This is a genomic window from Aquamicrobium sp. NLF2-7, assembly GCF_022359935.1.
Taxonomy (GTDB): domain Bacteria; phylum Pseudomonadota; class Alphaproteobacteria; order Rhizobiales; family Rhizobiaceae; genus Mesorhizobium; species Mesorhizobium lusatiense.
The window spans coordinates 3164136-3179988 of the sequence record NZ_JAKSED010000001.1 but is presented as its reverse complement, the minus strand read 5'-3'; the positions used below and the strand labels follow the sequence as shown (position 1 = coordinate 3179988).

Annotated in this window: 17 protein-coding genes; 8 read left to right on the top strand and 9 right to left on the bottom strand. The window is 63.1% G+C overall.

The genetic code is table 11. The features are described 5' to 3' along the window. Nucleotides 1-14 precede the first annotated feature (14 nt). The 6 genes from MIC97_RS15600 to MIC97_RS15575 all read right to left on the bottom strand — a co-directional run bounded on the left by MIC97_RS15600 (nt 15) and on the right by MIC97_RS15575 (nt 6307). Nucleotides 15-512 carry an N-acetyltransferase gene (locus MIC97_RS15600; RefSeq protein ID WP_239800773.1) on the bottom strand — a complete coding sequence of 166 codons (498 nt, stop codon included), beginning with the start codon at nt 510-512 and terminating at the stop codon, nt 15-17. Nucleotides 513-543: 31 nt separating this feature from the next. After that, complete coding sequence (gene tsaB / locus MIC97_RS15595) at nt 544-1221, bottom strand: tRNA (adenosine(37)-N6)-threonylcarbamoyltransferase complex dimerization subunit type 1 TsaB (protein ID WP_239800772.1); 678 nt, start codon at nt 1219-1221, stop codon at nt 544-546. Nucleotides 1222-1370: 149 nt separating this feature from the next. Further along, complete coding sequence (locus MIC97_RS15590; RefSeq protein ID WP_239800771.1) at nt 1371-3536, bottom strand: malate synthase G; 2166 nt, start codon at nt 3534-3536, stop codon at nt 1371-1373. Between the two features lie 148 nt (nt 3537-3684). Beyond that, nucleotides 3685-4125, bottom strand: coding sequence for a D-aminoacyl-tRNA deacylase (gene dtd / locus MIC97_RS15585; protein WP_239800770.1), 441 nt, complete (start codon nt 4123-4125; stop codon nt 3685-3687). Between the two features lie 9 nt (nt 4126-4134). Then, the gene (gene lepA, locus MIC97_RS15580) at nt 4135-5946 is read right to left on the bottom strand and encodes a translation elongation factor 4 (RefSeq protein ID WP_239800769.1); all 1812 of its coding nucleotides are present in this window, start codon (nt 5944-5946) and stop codon (nt 4135-4137) included. Between the two features lie 91 nt (nt 5947-6037). Next, nucleotides 6038-6307, bottom strand: coding sequence for a PepSY domain-containing protein (locus MIC97_RS15575; RefSeq protein ID WP_239800768.1), 270 nt, complete (start codon nt 6305-6307; stop codon nt 6038-6040). A 210-nt stretch (nt 6308-6517) separates the two neighbouring features. Here MIC97_RS15575 and MIC97_RS15570 point away from each other — a divergent pair, with 210 nt between their 5' ends. The 5 genes from MIC97_RS15570 (at nt 6518) to MIC97_RS15550 (ending at nt 11375) form a co-directional block, all read left to right on the top strand. Next, nucleotides 6518-7444 carry an ABC transporter ATP-binding protein gene (locus tag MIC97_RS15570; protein WP_239800767.1) on the top strand — a complete coding sequence of 309 codons (927 nt, stop codon included), beginning with the start codon at nt 6518-6520 and terminating at the stop codon, nt 7442-7444. Beyond that, the gene (locus MIC97_RS15565; protein WP_239800766.1) at nt 7441-8202 is read left to right on the top strand and encodes an ABC transporter permease; all 762 of its coding nucleotides are present in this window, start codon (nt 7441-7443) and stop codon (nt 8200-8202) included. The genes MIC97_RS15570 and MIC97_RS15565 overlap by 4 nt, the downstream gene beginning before the upstream one ends. Before the next feature lie 187 nt (nt 8203-8389). Beyond that, on the top strand, nt 8390-9121 hold the full coding sequence (locus tag MIC97_RS15560; protein WP_239800765.1) for a phosphatase PAP2 family protein: 732 nt from the start codon (nt 8390-8392) through the stop codon (nt 9119-9121). A 59-nt stretch (nt 9122-9180) separates the two neighbouring features. Beyond that, complete coding sequence (locus MIC97_RS15555) at nt 9181-9429, top strand: helix-turn-helix domain-containing protein (RefSeq protein WP_183827914.1); 249 nt, start codon at nt 9181-9183, stop codon at nt 9427-9429. Nucleotides 9430-9632: 203 nt separating this feature from the next. Beyond that, nucleotides 9633-11375, top strand: a complete 1743-nt coding sequence (locus MIC97_RS15550) for a SulP family inorganic anion transporter (protein ID WP_239800764.1) — start codon at nt 9633-9635, stop codon at nt 11373-11375. Nucleotides 11376-11397: 22 nt separating this feature from the next. On the opposite strand, the gene MIC97_RS15545 is transcribed toward MIC97_RS15550, so the two are convergent. Beyond that, nucleotides 11398-11871, bottom strand: coding sequence for a CYTH domain-containing protein (locus tag MIC97_RS15545; protein ID WP_239801163.1), 474 nt, complete (start codon nt 11869-11871; stop codon nt 11398-11400). A gap of 148 nt (nt 11872-12019) precedes the next feature. Here MIC97_RS15545 and mbfA point away from each other — a divergent pair, with 148 nt between their 5' ends. Further along, a complete protein-coding gene (mbfA, locus tag MIC97_RS15540) occupies nt 12020-13003 on the top strand; it encodes an iron exporter MbfA (RefSeq protein WP_239800763.1) in 984 nt (327 codons plus the stop codon). A 380-nt stretch (nt 13004-13383) separates the two neighbouring features. Further along, nucleotides 13384-13515 carry a hypothetical protein gene (locus tag MIC97_RS25115; RefSeq protein ID WP_275592356.1) on the top strand — a complete coding sequence of 44 codons (132 nt, stop codon included), beginning with the start codon at nt 13384-13386 and terminating at the stop codon, nt 13513-13515. Between the two features lie 63 nt (nt 13516-13578). Here the strand turns inward: MIC97_RS25115 and cysK are convergent, their stop codons facing one another. Both cysK and MIC97_RS15530 read right to left on the bottom strand, forming a co-directional pair. Then, nucleotides 13579-14559, bottom strand: a complete 981-nt coding sequence (gene cysK, locus MIC97_RS15535) for a cysteine synthase A (RefSeq protein WP_239800762.1) — start codon at nt 14557-14559, stop codon at nt 13579-13581. A 176-nt stretch (nt 14560-14735) separates the two neighbouring features. Beyond that, entirely contained in the window at nt 14736-15353 is a 618-nt protein-coding gene (locus MIC97_RS15530; RefSeq protein WP_183827902.1) for a LysE family translocator, read from the bottom strand. 197 nt (nt 15354-15550) lie between these two features. Between MIC97_RS15530 and MIC97_RS15525 the strand changes: the two genes are divergently transcribed. Further along, nucleotides 15551-15775: an aa3-type cytochrome c oxidase subunit IV gene (locus tag MIC97_RS15525; RefSeq protein ID WP_183827899.1), complete on the top strand. Its 225-nt coding sequence runs from the start codon at nt 15551-15553 to the stop codon at nt 15773-15775. Nucleotides 15776-15853: the final 78 nt, after the last annotated feature.

The window sequence follows — 15853 nt, the reverse complement described above, 5'->3', positions numbered from 1 at the left end:
GAACGGCACCCGCTTCATCGGCGCAGATCGCGGCGCATGACGAGCGCGCTGGTCGGTGCCTGACCCGGCGTCTGGTAATAGTTTGGCCGCTTGCCGACCTCCACAAAGCCGAGGCGGCGATAGAGCCCGACGGCTGCAGGATTGGTCTCGTCCACCTCGAGGAACAGCGCTTCGGCGCGGCGGGCGTGAAGCTCGCGCAGCACCGCGTCCATGAGCTGCCAGCCGAGGCCGTAGCGGCGGTGTGCGCGCGCCACCACGATGGTCAGGATCTCGGCCTCGCCTGCGGCAAGCCGGGCCAGCACGAAGCCGACCGGATTGCCCCTGCCCCGACCCACGGCGCGCGCGGCAAACCCGAACACGGTGTCCTGCCCCAGAAGCGAGATGAATTCCTCATCCGTCCACGGGCGGCTGAAACCTTCGCGATGCAAAGCGGCGGCAGCTCCGCTTTCTTCCGGCGACAGGGGCTGCAACGCATATTCCCGGCGCAGCGATGACAGAAAGGGTATGCGCATGCGAAAGTCTCTCCTCCCGGCCCCCCAGCCGTCATAAACCGTTGCGCGGCAGCACGAAGCCGGCCTGCGGCCTGGCATCGGCGTCGCGCAGATAAAGCGGGCGCGGCTTTTCGCCCGCCCCCTTGTTCGCGGCAAGCCGCGCATAAACAGCAATGTCGGCGGTGCGCTCCGGTACTGCGCTGTCGAAGACCATATCCGCCGCATCGGAGAGCTGTGCCGCTGCGGCTCCGGCCAGAACGGCGTTGGCCTGTCCGCCAAGACGCGCAGCCGCCTCCGCCGACATCACCGCCGGGCCTGACAGGGGCTGCAACTGGGCGTCGTAAAGGGCGGCATGAATTTCGCCGCGGCCACCATCGAGGGCGGCAAGCACCGCCCGCCTGGGAAACTGCTGCGCGGCTTCCGCCGCCAGCGCTTCCAGCGTGGTCACGCCGATTGCGGGGAGGCCGAGGGCCAGCGCCAGACCGCGTGCGGTCGACACGCCGACACGTATGCCGGTGAAGGAGCCGGGACCGATGGATACGGCAACGGCATCGAGATCAGCAAAAGTCCGGCCGGCCCGTTCGAGCGCGGCATCGATCACGGCCATCAGGTGTTCGGCGTGGCCCTTGCCCAGATCACGAACCTCGCGCCCCAGCTCCGTATCCGAACCGGTATCGCAGACGCAGGAGGCGCAGAGGCCGGCGGAGCAGTCGATGGCAAGAACGATCATGATGTGCAGGGGCTAGCGCATTTCCGCTTTTCTCCGAAGCGTGGAAATGCGCCAACCCTTTGTTTTGACGCAATTCCCGACGCAAAAAGCGCTTCGCACTTTTACTGCAATTGCTCTAGCGCAAGACGAGGCCCGCCACAAGCCGTGGCTCAGGCGTCATTCCCCAGCTTCGCCTTCAGTTCGAGGCGACGCTTGTGTAGCAGAGGCTCGGTGTAGCCGCTCGGCTGCTCGCGCCCCCTGAATACCAGATCGCACGCCGCCTTGAAGGCGATGGAGGCTTCGAAGTCCGGCGCCATCGGGAGGTAGAGCGGATCGCCTTCGTTCTGGCGATCGACCACGGCGGCCATGCGCTTCAGCGTTTCCATCACCTGTTCCTCGCTGCACACGCCATGGTGCAACCAGTTGGCGATGTGCTGCGAGGAAATGCGCAGCGTTGCGCGGTCTTCCATCAGGCCGACATCGTTGATGTCCGGCACCTTGGAGCAGCCGACGCCCTGATCGATCCAGCGCACCACATAGCCGAGGATGCCCTGCGCATTGTTGTCCAGTTCGAGCTGAATGTCTTCCGGCGTCCAGTTCGGACGAACGGCAACCGGAACCGTCAGCAGATCGTCGAGCTTCGCCTTCGGACGGCTGCGGATCGTATCCTGCACGGCATGAACGTCGACCTGATGATAATGGGTGGCGTGCAGCGTGGCGGCGGTCGGCGACGGCACCCATGCTGTGTTGGCGCCCGCCTTCGGGTGGGCGATCTTCTGCTCCAGCATCGCCGCCATCATGTCGGGCATCGCCCACATGCCCTTGCCGATCTGCGCATGGCCGGACAGGCCGCACTGCAGGCCGGTGTCGACGTTCCATGCCTCATAGGCACCGATCCATGCCGCCTGCTTCATGTCGCCCTTGCGGATCATCGGGCCGGCTTCCATGGAGGTGTGGATCTCGTCGCCGGTGCGGTCAAGGAAGCCGGTGTTGATGAAGGCCACGCGCGCCGAGGCGGCGCGGATGCACTCCCTGAGGTTCACGGTGGTGCGCCGCTCCTCGTCCATGATGCCCATCTTGATGGTGTTGCGGGCCATGCCCACGAGGTCCTCGACGCGATCGAATATCTCGACGGCGAAGGCCACCTCTTCCGGCCCGTGCATCTTGGGCTTGACCACATACATGGAGCCGGTGCGGCTGTTAGCGCGGCGGCCCTTCGGCCCGACATCGTTGAGCGCGATCAGGGCAGTGATCGCCGCATCCATGATGCCTTCCGGAATTTCCGAGCCGTCGCGCAGCAGGATGGCCGGGTTGGTCATCAGGTGGCCGACATTGCGAACCAGCATCAGCGATCGGCCGGGCAGCACCAGTTCGCCGCCATCGGGCGCGGTGCAGGTGCGGTCGCCATTGAGACGGCGGGTGAAGGTGCGGCCGTCCTTGACGATTTCCTCGGCGAGGTTGCCGTTCATCAGGCCGAGCCAGTTGCGATAGACGACGACCTTGTCCTCGGCGTCGACGGCGGCGACCGAATCCTCGCAGTCCTGAATGGTGGTGAGCGCGGCTTCGATCACCAGATCGGAAATGCCGGCCTTGTCGTCCCTGCCGATCACGCTGTCGCGGTCGATGACGATTTCGACATGGAGCCCGTTCCTGCGGAGCAGAACCGCCGAAGGCGCGGATGCCTCGCCGCGATAGCCGGCGAACTGGGCCGGATCGGCAAGGGCGATCTCGCCGACCACCAGCTGGCCGTCCTTCACAGAGAGGGCACCAGCATCAGCCCACGAGCCGGTCTTCAGCGGCGCGCTTCCATCGAGGAAATTGCGGCCCCATGCGATGACCTTCGCACCACGCTTCGGATTGTAGCCCTTGCCCTTTTCCGCGCCATCGGCGTCGGAAATCGCATCGGTGCCGTAAAGCGCATCATAGAGTGAACCCCAGCGCGCATTGGCGGCGTTGAGCGCATAGCGCGCGTTCATGACCGGAACGACGAGCTGAGGGCCGGCCACCTCGGCGATCTCGGGATCGACATTGGCGGTGGTGACTTCGAACGCCGGGCCTTCCGGCACCAGATAACCGATCTCGCTCAGATAAGCTTTGTAGGCCTCCAGATCGTTCGGCGCGCCGTTTTCACGGTACCACTGGTCGAGCTTTGCCTGAAGGTCTTCGCGCTTCTGCAGCAGCTCGCGGTTCTTGGGGGCCAGATCGTGAGCGATCGCCGATACGCCGGTCCAGAATTTCTCAGCATCGATCCCGCTGCCAGCCAGTGCTTCGTCAGCTACGAAGTCGTGCAGTACGCGCGCGACGCGCAGCCCGGCGATCTCGATGCGATCCGACATTCCCAAACCTCCACATAAGGGCCCGTTGCGGCAGTGCAACATAATCGGGCCCGGCTTTGACACGAAAGGGCGCGAAGGGTCAATGACGGGGTTGGCTCAGAAGGGCGATTGATTTGGCTCAGATGCCGGTTTTGCGGGAAAATCGCCGTCAGCGCTCGCTGTCCAGCCAGATCGTCACCGGGCCGTCATTGACCAGCGCGACCTTCATGTCCGCGCCAAAAACGCCATTGGCGACAGGCACGCCATGTGCCGCAACGGCAGCAGAAAAATGCTCGTAGAGCCGTTTGCCGTCGTCGGGCGCGGCAGCCGTTGAGAAGCCCGGCCGGTTGCCTCTGGTCTCGGCCGCCAGCGTAAACTGGCTGACGATGAGCGCACTGCCGCCCACATCCGGAAGCGAGCGGTTCATGCGGTCCTGTTCGTCCCGGAAGATACGCAGATTGACGACCTTGCGCGCCAGCCATTCAGACTGTGCCTCCGTATCGCCCTGCATGGCGCAGACCAGCACCAGCAGGCCGGTGCCGATTTCTCCGACCTTTTCGCCATCCACCGTGACGCTGGCTTCACTGACCCGCTGGACAAGTGCGCGCATGACGAGGCGTCAGTCGCCCATCTTGAGCGCCTGGATGAAGGCTTCCTGCGGAATGTCGACCTTGCCGAACTGCCGCATGCGCTTCTTGCCTTCCTTCTGCTTTTCCAGAAGCTTGCGCTTGCGGGTGGCGTCGCCGCCATAGCACTTGGCGGTCACGTCCTTGCGCAGAGCCGAAATGGTCTCGCGCGCCACGATCCTGCCGCCGATGGCCGCCTGGATCGGGATCTTGAACATGTGCTGCGGGATCAGTTCCTTCAGCTTCTCGCACATCACACGGCCGCGCTTTTCCGCCGCCGAGCGGTGAACGAGCATGGACAGCGCATCGACCGGCTCGTCATTGACGAGGATCGACATCTTGACCAGATCGCCCTCGCGATAGTCCGTCAGATGGTAGTCGAACGAGGCATAGCCCTTGGAAATCGACTTCAGGCGATCGTAGAAATCAAACACCACTTCGTTGAGCGGCAATTCGTAGACCAGCATGGCGCGCTTGCCGACATAGGAGAGATCGGCCTGCACGCCACGACGGTCCTGACAGAGCTTGAGGATCGAGCCGAGATAATCGTCCGGCGTCAGGATGGTAGCGCGGATCCACGGCTCCTCGATATGCGCGATCTTCACGACATCCGGCATGTCGGCCGGGTTGTGCAATTCCTTCACCTCGCCATTGTTCATCACCATGCGGTAGACGACGCTTGGCGCGGTGGCGATCAGGTCGAGGTCGAATTCGCGCTCCAGCCGCTCCTGAATGATCTCCAGATGAAGCAGGCCGAGGAAGCCGCAGCGGAAGCCGAAGCCCAGCGCGGCGGATGTCTCCATTTCATAGGAGAAGGACGCATCGTTGAGGCGCAGCTTGCCGACGGCGGAGCGCAGATCCTCGAAATCGTCGGCATCGACCGGGAACAGGCCGCAGAACACCACCGGCTGCGCCGGCTTGAAGCCCGGCAGCGGTGTCGTCGTCGGGCGACGATCCTCGGTGATGGTGTCACCGACGCGGGTGTCGGCCACTTCCTTGATGGAGGCGGTGATGAACCCGAATTCACCCGGGCCGATCTCGTCGACATTCAGCATCTTCGGCGTGAACACACCGGTGCGTTCAACCGGATATTTCGCGCCGGTGCCCATCATGCGGATGGTCTGGCCCTTTTTCAGTACGCCATCGATGACGCGCACCAGAACGATGACGCCCAGATAGGAATCGTACCATGAATCGACCAGCATCGCCTTGAGCGGCGCGGTGCGATCGCCTTCCCGCGGCGGCGGCAGCTTGTTGACGATGGCTTCCAGAACGTCCTCGATGCCGATGCCGGTCTTGGCCGAGATCATCACCGCCTCGGAAGCGTCGAGGCCGATCACGTCCTCGACCTGTTCCTTGATGCGCTCGGGCTCGGCGGCCGGCAGATCGATCTTGTTCAGCACCACGACGATCTCGTGGTTGTTGTCGATGGCCTGATAGACGTTTGCGAGCGTCTGCGCTTCGACACCCTGCGAAGCATCCACCACCAAAAGCGAGCCTTCGCAGGCCGAAAGGCTGCGCGATACCTCATAGGCAAAGTCGACGTGGCCGGGCGTGTCGATCAGGTTGAGGATGTAGTCCTCACCATTCTTCGCACGATAATTCAGGCGCACGGTCTGCGCCTTGATGGTGATGCCGCGCTCCTTCTCGATGTCCATATTATCGAGAACCTGCTGCTGGCCGGCCATCTCACGCGCGTCCATGCCGCCTGTCATCTGGATCAGGCGGTCAGCTAGCGTGGACTTGCCATGGTCGATATGGGCGACGATGGAGAAGTTGCGAATGTGATCGAGGGGTGTGGTCATAGTCGCGGCCTTTATCAGGCGGACCATCCCTCGGCAAGCAGGAGCGCAAAGCTCCTGCCCGCATCAGGCCGTGATCAGGCGATATCCGCCTTTATTTCGGTTCGCCGGTGATCGGATCGAAGCGGATTTCGACCTTGGCCTTGTCGGTCGTGTAATAGGTCACCTCATAGAGCCCGCGATCCCACTCGATCTCGTCGATGTAGCGAAAGCCGTCGCGCTGCTCGACCTTGGCGATGATCTCCGAAAGCTTCAGCGCATTCTGCGGCGGGGCCCTGTCGTTGTCCTGCGCATAGGCGGGGGCGAAGCCTGCTCCGGCCACAAATGCAGCTGCAAGCAGTGTCGGGACGATCTTTCGTGTCATTCGCTCGGACTCCGTTTTCTCTGTGCCGGTCATCAACAAAATGGTCATCAACCAGGTGGGCATCAACTAAGTGTGCATTGGCATGGGAAAGACAACCCCCGCGTTTCGCCACAGCCTCCTGTCGGGAAATGTCAGCAGGCGCATTGACTTTGCCGGCAGCGCACCGACATTCGGGCAGCCAGAAAAAATTTCCAGTCCGAAGCGATCTTCATGCAGCCAGCCATCTCCATATCCGGCGTGTCGAAAACCTATGCCAGCGGCTTCAGCGCCCTGAAGCATATCGATCTCGACATCAGGCACGGCGAAATCTTCGCGCTTCTCGGCCCCAACGGCGCCGGCAAGACGACGCTGATCTCGATCGTGTGCGGCATCGTCAACCGCAGCTCCGGCACTGTGACAGTAGAAGGAGCCGACATAGACCGCGACTATCGCACGGCCCGTTCGCTGATCGGACTGGTGCCGCAGGAGCTGACCGTGGAGTCGTTCGAGACCGTTCGCTCCGCCCTCACCTTCAGCCGCGGGCTGTTCGGCAAGCCGCCGAACCCGACACTGATCGAGAATATCCTCAGGGATCTTTCGCTGTGGGACAAGCGCGACGCCAAGATCATCACCCTTTCCGGAGGCATGAAGCGGCGCGTGATGATCGGCAAGGCGCTGGCGCACGAGCCGCGCATCCTGTTTCTCGACGAGCCGACCGCCGGCGTCGATGTGGAACTGCGGCAGGATATGTGGGCGATGGTGCGCCGTTTGCGCGAAAGCGGTGTCACCATCATCCTGACCACGCATTATATCGAGGAGGCCGAGGAGATGGCCGACCGCGTCGGCGTCATCAACCACGGCGAGATCGTGCTGGTCGAGGACAAGGCGGAGCTGATGCGCAAGCTCGGCCGCAAGCAGTTGCGGCTTGAGCTTCGCCAGCCGCTCGATGCTGTGCCCGAGGCGCTGGCCGGCTATGGGCTCGAACTGTCGGCCGATGGCAGTGCGCTCACCTATACATACGACAACCAGAGCGAACGGCCCGGCGTCGCCTCGCTGCTGCGCGACCTCGAAATTGCCGGCATCGCTTTCCGCGATCTCGACACGGTCAACAGCTCGCTTGAAGAAATCTTCGTCAATCTGGTCAGGAAGGCGTCATGAACCATCACGCAATCTGGGCCATCTATCGCGTGGAGATGGCGCGCACCGTGCGCACTCTCATGCAGAGCGTCATTTCGCCGGTCATCTCGACCTCGCTCTACTTCGTCGTCTTCGGCGCGGCCATCGGCTCGCGCATCGACCAGATCGACGGCGTCAGCTACGGCGCCTTCATCGTGCCGGGGCTGATCATGCTGTCGCTGCTCACCCAGTCGATCTCCAACGCATCCTTCGGCATCTATTTCCCGAAATTCGTCGGCACCATCTACGAGCTGTTGTCGGCGCCTGTCTCCTATCTGGAAATCGTCATTGCCTATGTCGGGGCGGCGGCGACCAAATCAGCGGCCATTGGCCTGATCATACTGGCGACATCGTCGCTGTTCGTGCCGCTGCATATCGAACATCCGTTCTGGATGCTTGCCTTCCTCATCCTCACGGCCGTGACGTTCTCGCTGTTCGGCTTCATCATCGGCATCTGGGCCGGCACGTTCGAGCAGTTGCAGCTCGTGCCTCTGCTCATCGTCACGCCGCTCACCTTCCTCGGCGGCTCCTTCTACTCGATCGACATGCTGCCCGGCATCTGGCGCACCATCACGCTGTTCAACCCGGTGGTCTACCTCGTCAGCGGCTTCCGCTGGGCCTTCTTCGGCAAGGCCGACGTGTCGCTGGGCTTAAGCCTCGGCATGACGCTGATGTTCCTGCTCGCCTGCGTGGCCGTCGTCGCATGGATCTTCCGGACAGGCTATCGCCTGAGAACATAGAGCGTTTCTGGTGAGAAAGGTTCACCTCCAATGCTCTATCTCTTTGTTTTGACGCAGTTCCGGACGCAAGATCACTTCGCGCTTTTGCTGGAACTGCTCCAGCGGACAATTCTTGTCCCCGACCCTTGACCGCCGGCACCACTTTCGGAAACAAACCGGCAAAGGAAATGCACAGGGAAAAGTCAGGATGAAGCCGATCACCGCTCTCATCGGACGGATCGAACTGCCGATGCTGCTGGCCGGCGTCATCGTCGCGGGCGGCTTATGGGGTTTCCTGGAACTGATGGAGATCGCCACGGACCGGGCCCCGCACGCCCTGGACAGCGAGATCCTGCTGTGGTTCCGCGTCGAGGGTCATCCCGACGTGCCGGTCGGACCCGCATGGCTGCCCAAGATGGTGCGCGACATCACCGCCCTCGGCAGCGCCGCGGTGCTGACGCTTATCACAGCCGCGACGGCGCTCTATTTCTTCGTGGTGCGCAGGCCGGCTAGCGGACTTTTCGTCATCGCCGCCGTGGCGAGCGGGCAGATCGTGGCCACCCTGCTGAAGACCGGCATCGACCGTCCCCGCCCCGATGTGGTGCCGCATCTGATGCAGGAAAGCTCGCTGTCCTTCCCCAGCGGACATGCGATGATCTCGGCGCTCGTCTATCTGACGCTCGGCGCACTGGCCAGCCAGACCGCACACAATCAGGCGACGCGCATCTACATCCTGTCGCTGGCGGTGTTCGTATCGCTGCTGGTCGGCATTTCGCGCCTCTATCTCGGCGTTCACTGGCCTTCGGACGTGATGGCCGGCTGGTGCGCCGGTTTCGCATGGGCCATGCTGTGGTGGATGGCGGCGCGGCTGATACAGCCGAACGGTGGCTCCGCCGCCGCTTCCGGCAATAATGTTTCAAACATTCATAATGATGTTTGACACATCACAATGAAAGTATCATATATTCATATTGCAGATCCAGACGGGAGACTGTGCCGGTGATCACAGCAGCGCAGATGCGCGCCGCGCGAGCACTCGCCGGCATCGACCAGAAGACGCTTGCAGAGCGGGCCGGGGTTTCGCTTCCGACCATCCAGCGGATGGAAGCCAGCGATGGCGTGGTCCGGGGCGTGGTGGACACGCTGATGAAGGTGATTCAGGCGCTCGAAGAGGCCGGAGTCGAACTCATCGGCGAAAACCAGCCCAGCGAGCGCGGCGGACGGGGCGTGCGCCTGCGGACCCGCTAGGACCGTTCAGCGTTTCACGGAACCGCTGAACGGCTTCAGGTCTTGTTCTGGCGCGTTTGCGAACCGGAAAGGTGTGTCCACTTTTCCCGGAAACGCTCTTGCCGCAGCCTTCCTGCGGATCGGCAAACAGGTCGCGACGGCGGCCGGCGATCATTCCGATGCCGACAGTGCCGCCACGCAACGGTGTGAGCGAAGGCCGAGACATGAAACAGCGCCGGAGATCGAGGCAGCGTCCCCAATCCAGCAACCCGTCCTTCCGGGAGCTTTTCACGCCGAAACTGGTGACCGTGCTGCGGGAAGGCTATCACCTTCCCCAGTTCAAGGCCGACGCCATCGCGGGCCTGACCGTCGCCATCGTGGCGCTGCCGCTTTCCATGGCGATCGCCATCGCCTCCGGCGTCGGTCCCGAAAAAGGCCTGTTCACGGCCATCGTCGGCGGCTTCCTCGTCTCGCTGCTCGGGGGCAGCAGGTTCCAGATCGGCGGTCCGGCCGGCGCCTTCATCGTTCTGGTGGCGTCCACGGTGGACCGCCACGGCGTCGACGGCCTCGTGCTGGCAACTATGATGTCGGGCGTGCTGCTGGCGGCGGCCGGATGGCTCAGGCTCGGCACCTATATCAAGTTCATTCCCTATCCCGTCACCGTCGGCTTCACCGCCGGCATTGCCGTCATCATCTTCGCCAGCCAGCTGACCGACCTGTTCGGGCTTACGCTGACGGAAAAGGAGCCGGGCGACCTGATCCCCAAGCTGATGGCGCTTTTCAATGCCGCGCCGACCGTCAATGCCGGCGCGGTGGCGATCGCGGCGCTGACGATCGCCGTGATCGTCGGCCTGAAACGCTGGCGTCCGTCATGGCCGGGCATGCTGATTGCCGTCGCGCTCGCTTCGGTGGTCGCGGCCGGCCTCGATGTCGAGACCATCGGCACCCGCTTCGGCGGCATCCCTTCGATGCTGCCGAGCCCCACCCTGCCGGCGATGAGCGTGGAAAAGGTGCTGGCCGTGCTGCCCGATGCGGTCGCTTTCACTCTGCTGGGCGCCATCGAATCGCTGCTTTCCGCCGTGGTGGCGGACGGCATGACCGGGCGGCGCCACCGCTCCAACTGCGAGCTTGTGGCGCAGGGCGCCGCCAATATCGGCTCGGCCCTGTTCGGCGGCATCTGCGTGACCGGCACCATCGCCCGCACCGCCACCAATGTGCGCGCCGGCGCGCATGGCCCGGTCTCGGGCATGCTGCATGCAGTGTTCCTGCTGGCCTTCATGCTGCTGGCAGCCCCGCTCGCCAGCTACATTCCGCTGGCGGCATTGGCCGGCGTTCTGGCCGTGGTGGCGTGGAACATGATCGAACGCCCGGCTTTCCGCGCGCTGATCCGTTCCTCGCGGGGCGATGCGGCAGTGCTGCTCATCACGTTCGGGCTGGTGATCTTCCGCGACCTGACCACCGGCATCGTCGTCGGCTTCTCGCTCGGCGCGCTCATGTTCATCGACCGCATGGCCAAGTCGGTCGAGGTCGAGGCGGAAGCGCCCTTCATGGCGGAAGACCTTGCCGACACCGCCAATGGCGAGCGCGATGCCTATGATGCGGCAGCCGCCAGCGATCCCGATACCGTCGTCTACCGCATCTCGGGCGCATTCTTCTTCGGCGCGGCCTCAACGGTCGGCAGCGTGCTCGACCGGATCGCGGATCAGCCGAAAACCTTCATCCTTGACTGTTCCGGCATTCCGCTGGTGGATTCCACCGGCGCCAACGTGCTGGAAGGCGTCGCGCACAAAGCGGCCAGACAGGGCGTCCTGTTCTACATCGCCGGCGCGTCGCCACAGATGCGCAAGCTGCTCACCGCCCACGGCGTCAAGCCTCCGCTGGTGCACTATCGCGCCACCGTCGCCTCGGCGAAGGCGCATGCCCGCGCACAGGTCCGCCAGTCGCAGCCGGAGGCCGAGCCTGCCTGACGAATGGCAGGAAAGCCGCGCTTCAGGGTGCGTCGTGGGGAAAACCGTTCAGCGCCAGCGAGGCGTTGGAATAGCGGATCTCACTGGTGATGTCGGGCCCCAGCCAGTCCGGCAACGCATCATCCTGCACCCTGTCCGGCGTCTCAAGCTCGGCCACGACAAGGCCATCCAGATCCCCTGAAAAGACGTCGACCTCATAGAGGTAGCCGGCGTGGCGCACATGATAGCGGGTCTTGGTGATGACCTTGCCAAGGGCGAAGGCCTGCATTTCCCGCGCCTCGTCCAGCGGGATGTCATACTCGAACTCGTCGCGCACGTTCAGGTCGCTGCCGAATTTGAGCGTCAGCCGGGCCTTGTCGCCGTTCGAGATGCGCACGCGGATCGAGCGCTCGGCGGTGACAGCCAGATAGAACTGGACGATGGCGATGCTGGCCTCGGACCTTGCCAGCCACGCCTGGTTCTTCACCAGAAACTTTCGTTCGATTTCCTTGGCCATGCCCATCAGGTAGGCCATCGGGATCGCAAGCGCATCTGTTTTTTCGCCGCTTTCCGGCGCCCTGCGACAGGACGGCACCCGGCAGGCCGTTGACTTCACCAGCCTCGATACTTAATTTAGAATAATTCTAAAGTATATCGAGATCATCATGCTTTCCCGTGTTTTCGGCTTCGGCCGCCGCTCCTTCGAGTCCCTGTCCGAGCAGGAAATCCTGGCACTTGCCATCTCGTCGGAGGAGGACGACGCGCGCATCTACCGGGCCTATGCCGACGGGCTGGAAGCGGACTTTCCGCATTCGGCAAAGATATTCGAGGCCATGGCCGAGGAGGAAGACCGGCACCGCGCCGCGCTGATCGACCTGCACCGCAAGCGCTTCGGCGAGCGCATACCGCTGATCCGGCGCGAACATGTGAAAGGCTATTATGAGCGCACGCCCGACTGGCTGGTGCGGCCGCTGGGCATCGACAAGGTGCGCGCCCGTGCCGAAGACATGGAGAGGCAGGCCTTCGCCTTCTACACCGAAGCCATGAAGCGCACCACCGATGCCTCGACGCGCAAGCTGCTCGGCGACCTTGCCGCGGCGGAACAGAGCCACGAAGGGCTGGCGCAGCGGCTTGAAGCACAGCATGTTCCGGGCGCCGTCCGCAACGAGGAGGCTGAAACCGAGCGGCGGCGGTTCATCCTCACCTATGTGCAGCCGGGCCTTGCCGGACTGATGGACGGCTCGGTTTCGACGCTCGCCCCGATCTTCGCCGCAGCCTTTGCCACGCATGATACGTGGCAGACGTTCCTCGTCGGCCTCGCAGCCTCGCTGGGCGCCGGCATCTCGATGGGCTTCACCGAAGCGGCCTCGGATGACGGCAGGCTTTCGGGCCGCGGCTCGCCGGTGAAGCGCGGCTTCGCCTCGGGCCTCATGACAGCGCTGGGCGGCCTTGGCCATGCCCTGCCCTATCTGATCCCGGATTTCCGGACGGCAACCACCGTTGCGATCGTCATCGTCTTCTTCGAGCTGTGGGCGATTGCCTACATTCAGAAACGCTACATGGAAACGCCGTTCCTGCGCGCAGCATTTCAGGTCGTGCTGGGTGGCGGGCTGGTGTTTGCAACCGGCGTTCTCATCGGCAACGCCTGAGCCTTAACCAAGACGGCTTGTCTTCGCGGTCGGGCAAAACCGCCGTGGCGACGGGCTTGCGACATGCGGCCGGAAAGCAACAGTCGGCGGAGATCGGCACAGGGGCAAGAAAAGACCGCCAAACAGCCGCAATCCGGTCATGAAGCAGCGCGTTTTACGGGAAAAGTTAAGATCGCGTTCACCACCTATTCATGCTCGGTCGGTAGGGTGTCCGCACTTCGGAAAAACCGTCCGAAACGGAACAAAGACATGACGCTCGTGAACCTTATGCGCCGCCTTTTCGCAGCCATGCGCGAGATGATCGCGCCTTCATACAAACCCGAACGCCACTATATGCGCGGGCCTGGCCCCGCCACGTCCCGCCGCATGGGAAACAGGACATGACGGCCGGCACCATGACCGACAGAAGGTTTCCGGGCACAGGCGTCCGCAAGGGCGTGGACATGGCCGGGCGCGCAGCCCGCGCCACCACCTATCACGCGCCGCGTGCTGCGGATCTGCGCCGCCGCTGAGTTTCCGCATCTCGAAATGAAGGAACGGCCCGCGCCTTCAAGGTACGGGCCGCTTTCGTTCGCTCAGCCGCCAAGGCCTTCGAACAGCACCGTCGACAGATAGCGCTCGGCGAAGGACGGGATGACGACCACAAGCGTCTTGCCCGCATTCTCCGGGCGCGAGCCGACCACGGTTGCCGCCTGGAGGGCTGCGCCCGAGGAAATGCCGACCGGAACGCCTTCCAGCCGCGCCACCAGACGGGCGTTGGCGATGGCGTCTTCGTTGGAGACGGTGACGATCTCGTCATAGACGGCGGTATCAAGCACCTTCGGGGCAAAACCCGCGCCGATGCCCTGAATCTTGTGCGGACCCGGCGCGCCGCCGGAGAGGACCGGGGAAGCCTCAGGCTCGACGGCAATCACCTGCACGGAAGGCTTGTGCTGTTTGAGAACCTGCCCGACGCCGGTGATGGTGCCGCCGGTGCCGATGCCGGAAACGAAAATGTCGACCTCGCCATGGGTGTCGTTCCAGATTTCCTCGGCAGTGGTATGGCGATGGATTTCGGGGTTGGCAGGGTTCTCGAACTGCTGGGGAATAACCGAATCGGGGATCGTGGCCGCCAGCTCGTCAGCCTTGGCGATGGCGCCTTTCATGCCCTTAGCGCCTTCGGTCAGCACCAGCTCGGCGCCAAGCAGGCTGAGCATCTTGCGGCGCTCGATCGACATGGTTTCCGGCATGGTCAGGATCAGGCGGTAGCCCTTGGCGGCAGCCGTGAAGGCAAGCGCGATGCCCGTGTTGCCGGAAGTCGGCTCGATCAGCGTGGTCTTGCCCGGCGCGATCCTGCCCTCAGCTTCCAGCGCCTCGATCATGGCCACACCGATACGGTCCTTGACGGAGGCGATCGGATTGAAAAACTCCAGCTTGGCGACGAGACGCGCCACAATGCCCTTCTCAGCCGCGAACCGGTCGAGGCGCACCAGCGGCGTGTCGCCGATGGTCTGGGTGATGGAATCATAGATGCGGCCGCGGCCGGGAGCTTTGATGGAGGTTTCTGGCTTGGTCATGGAACTCGCTTTCGCACGGAATTGAGCTTTCTTGGCGGCTACCGCAACAGATAGGGTGCCATGCGCCAATATCCGAGCGGTTTTATTGCTCAGATAATCACACCAAGGGAAACTTGTTCCGAATTTTAAGTCAAACCGAGTATAAAAATCCAAACCCGTATGATCAGCGACACGCCCTAGTGCCGGGCGGCAATTGCGGCCGCAGCGCCGACCATGAAGGTCGCGGCGGTGCGGTTGAGCATCTTGAGCGCGCGCGGCGACGACAGGAACCAGCGCGCCCGCGAGGCCAGAACCAGATAGGGCATCAGCGAAATGGTCAGGACGACAGCCGTGATCACCACAAGGATCGCGTAGTCGGATGGCGTAATGCTTTTCAGGTCGATGACCGTCGGCGTGATCGCCAGATAGAACACCATCGTCTTGGGGTTTCCAAGCGTCAGCGTCAGGCCACCGAGAAAACTCGAAAACAGCCCGCCGCGCGCCTTGCCCGCCTCGACATTTTCCGGCGTGATGCCTTCGCGCCAGAAGCGCCAGCCGAGCCAGGCGAGATAAAGGACGCCGAACCATTTGATGGCCGTAAACACCATGCCGAACTGCTGGGCGACGAAAGCCAGCCCCAGAACGGCCGCCGTCAGATAGAACAGGTCGCCAAGGAGCAGGCCGAGCAGCATGGCGAAGGACGAGCGAAAGCCGGAGCCGAGCGCCCTTGCGACCAGCGCGGTTACACCGGGCCCGGGGATGACCGCCGCAATGCCGAGAGCCGCACTGTAGGCAAGGAAAGTTGCGGGCGTCATGGAAATGTCCGTGAATATCTCAAAAGTGGATGGTCGCTTCTTGCACGTCGCCGCTGCGGGCGAAAATACCTGTACAGGCCTTTGATTGCGCCAGCCAGAGAAAGATTGGCTGCTCAGGCGGTGCGGCAACAGCGCCATTGCCCTGAGGCGCTCTTTTCGCTATGTGCGCTTGAGATGATTTAGGAGGGGTATTTCCTATGGCTGAACACTTGCCCGCGGGTCCTGTCGAACTCGGCGCTCAGATGGATTATTCCGAGCACGAAAAAACCTACAGGATGTTCACTGCCCTGACCAAATACTGCACCCTCGCCTGCGTTGCCATTCTGGTGGCCATGGCGTTCGGCTTCTTTGCAGGCGGCGCCGTCTCAGGTCTCATTGTTTTCATTCTGACCTTCGTGGTCGGCGCCTATCTGCTGCGCTGATGCCTATGCGGACCCTCGGAGCACGATGCACGAGGATCATCGCCCATGTCGATGAGGCTGCCTGAGGCCAACAGGATT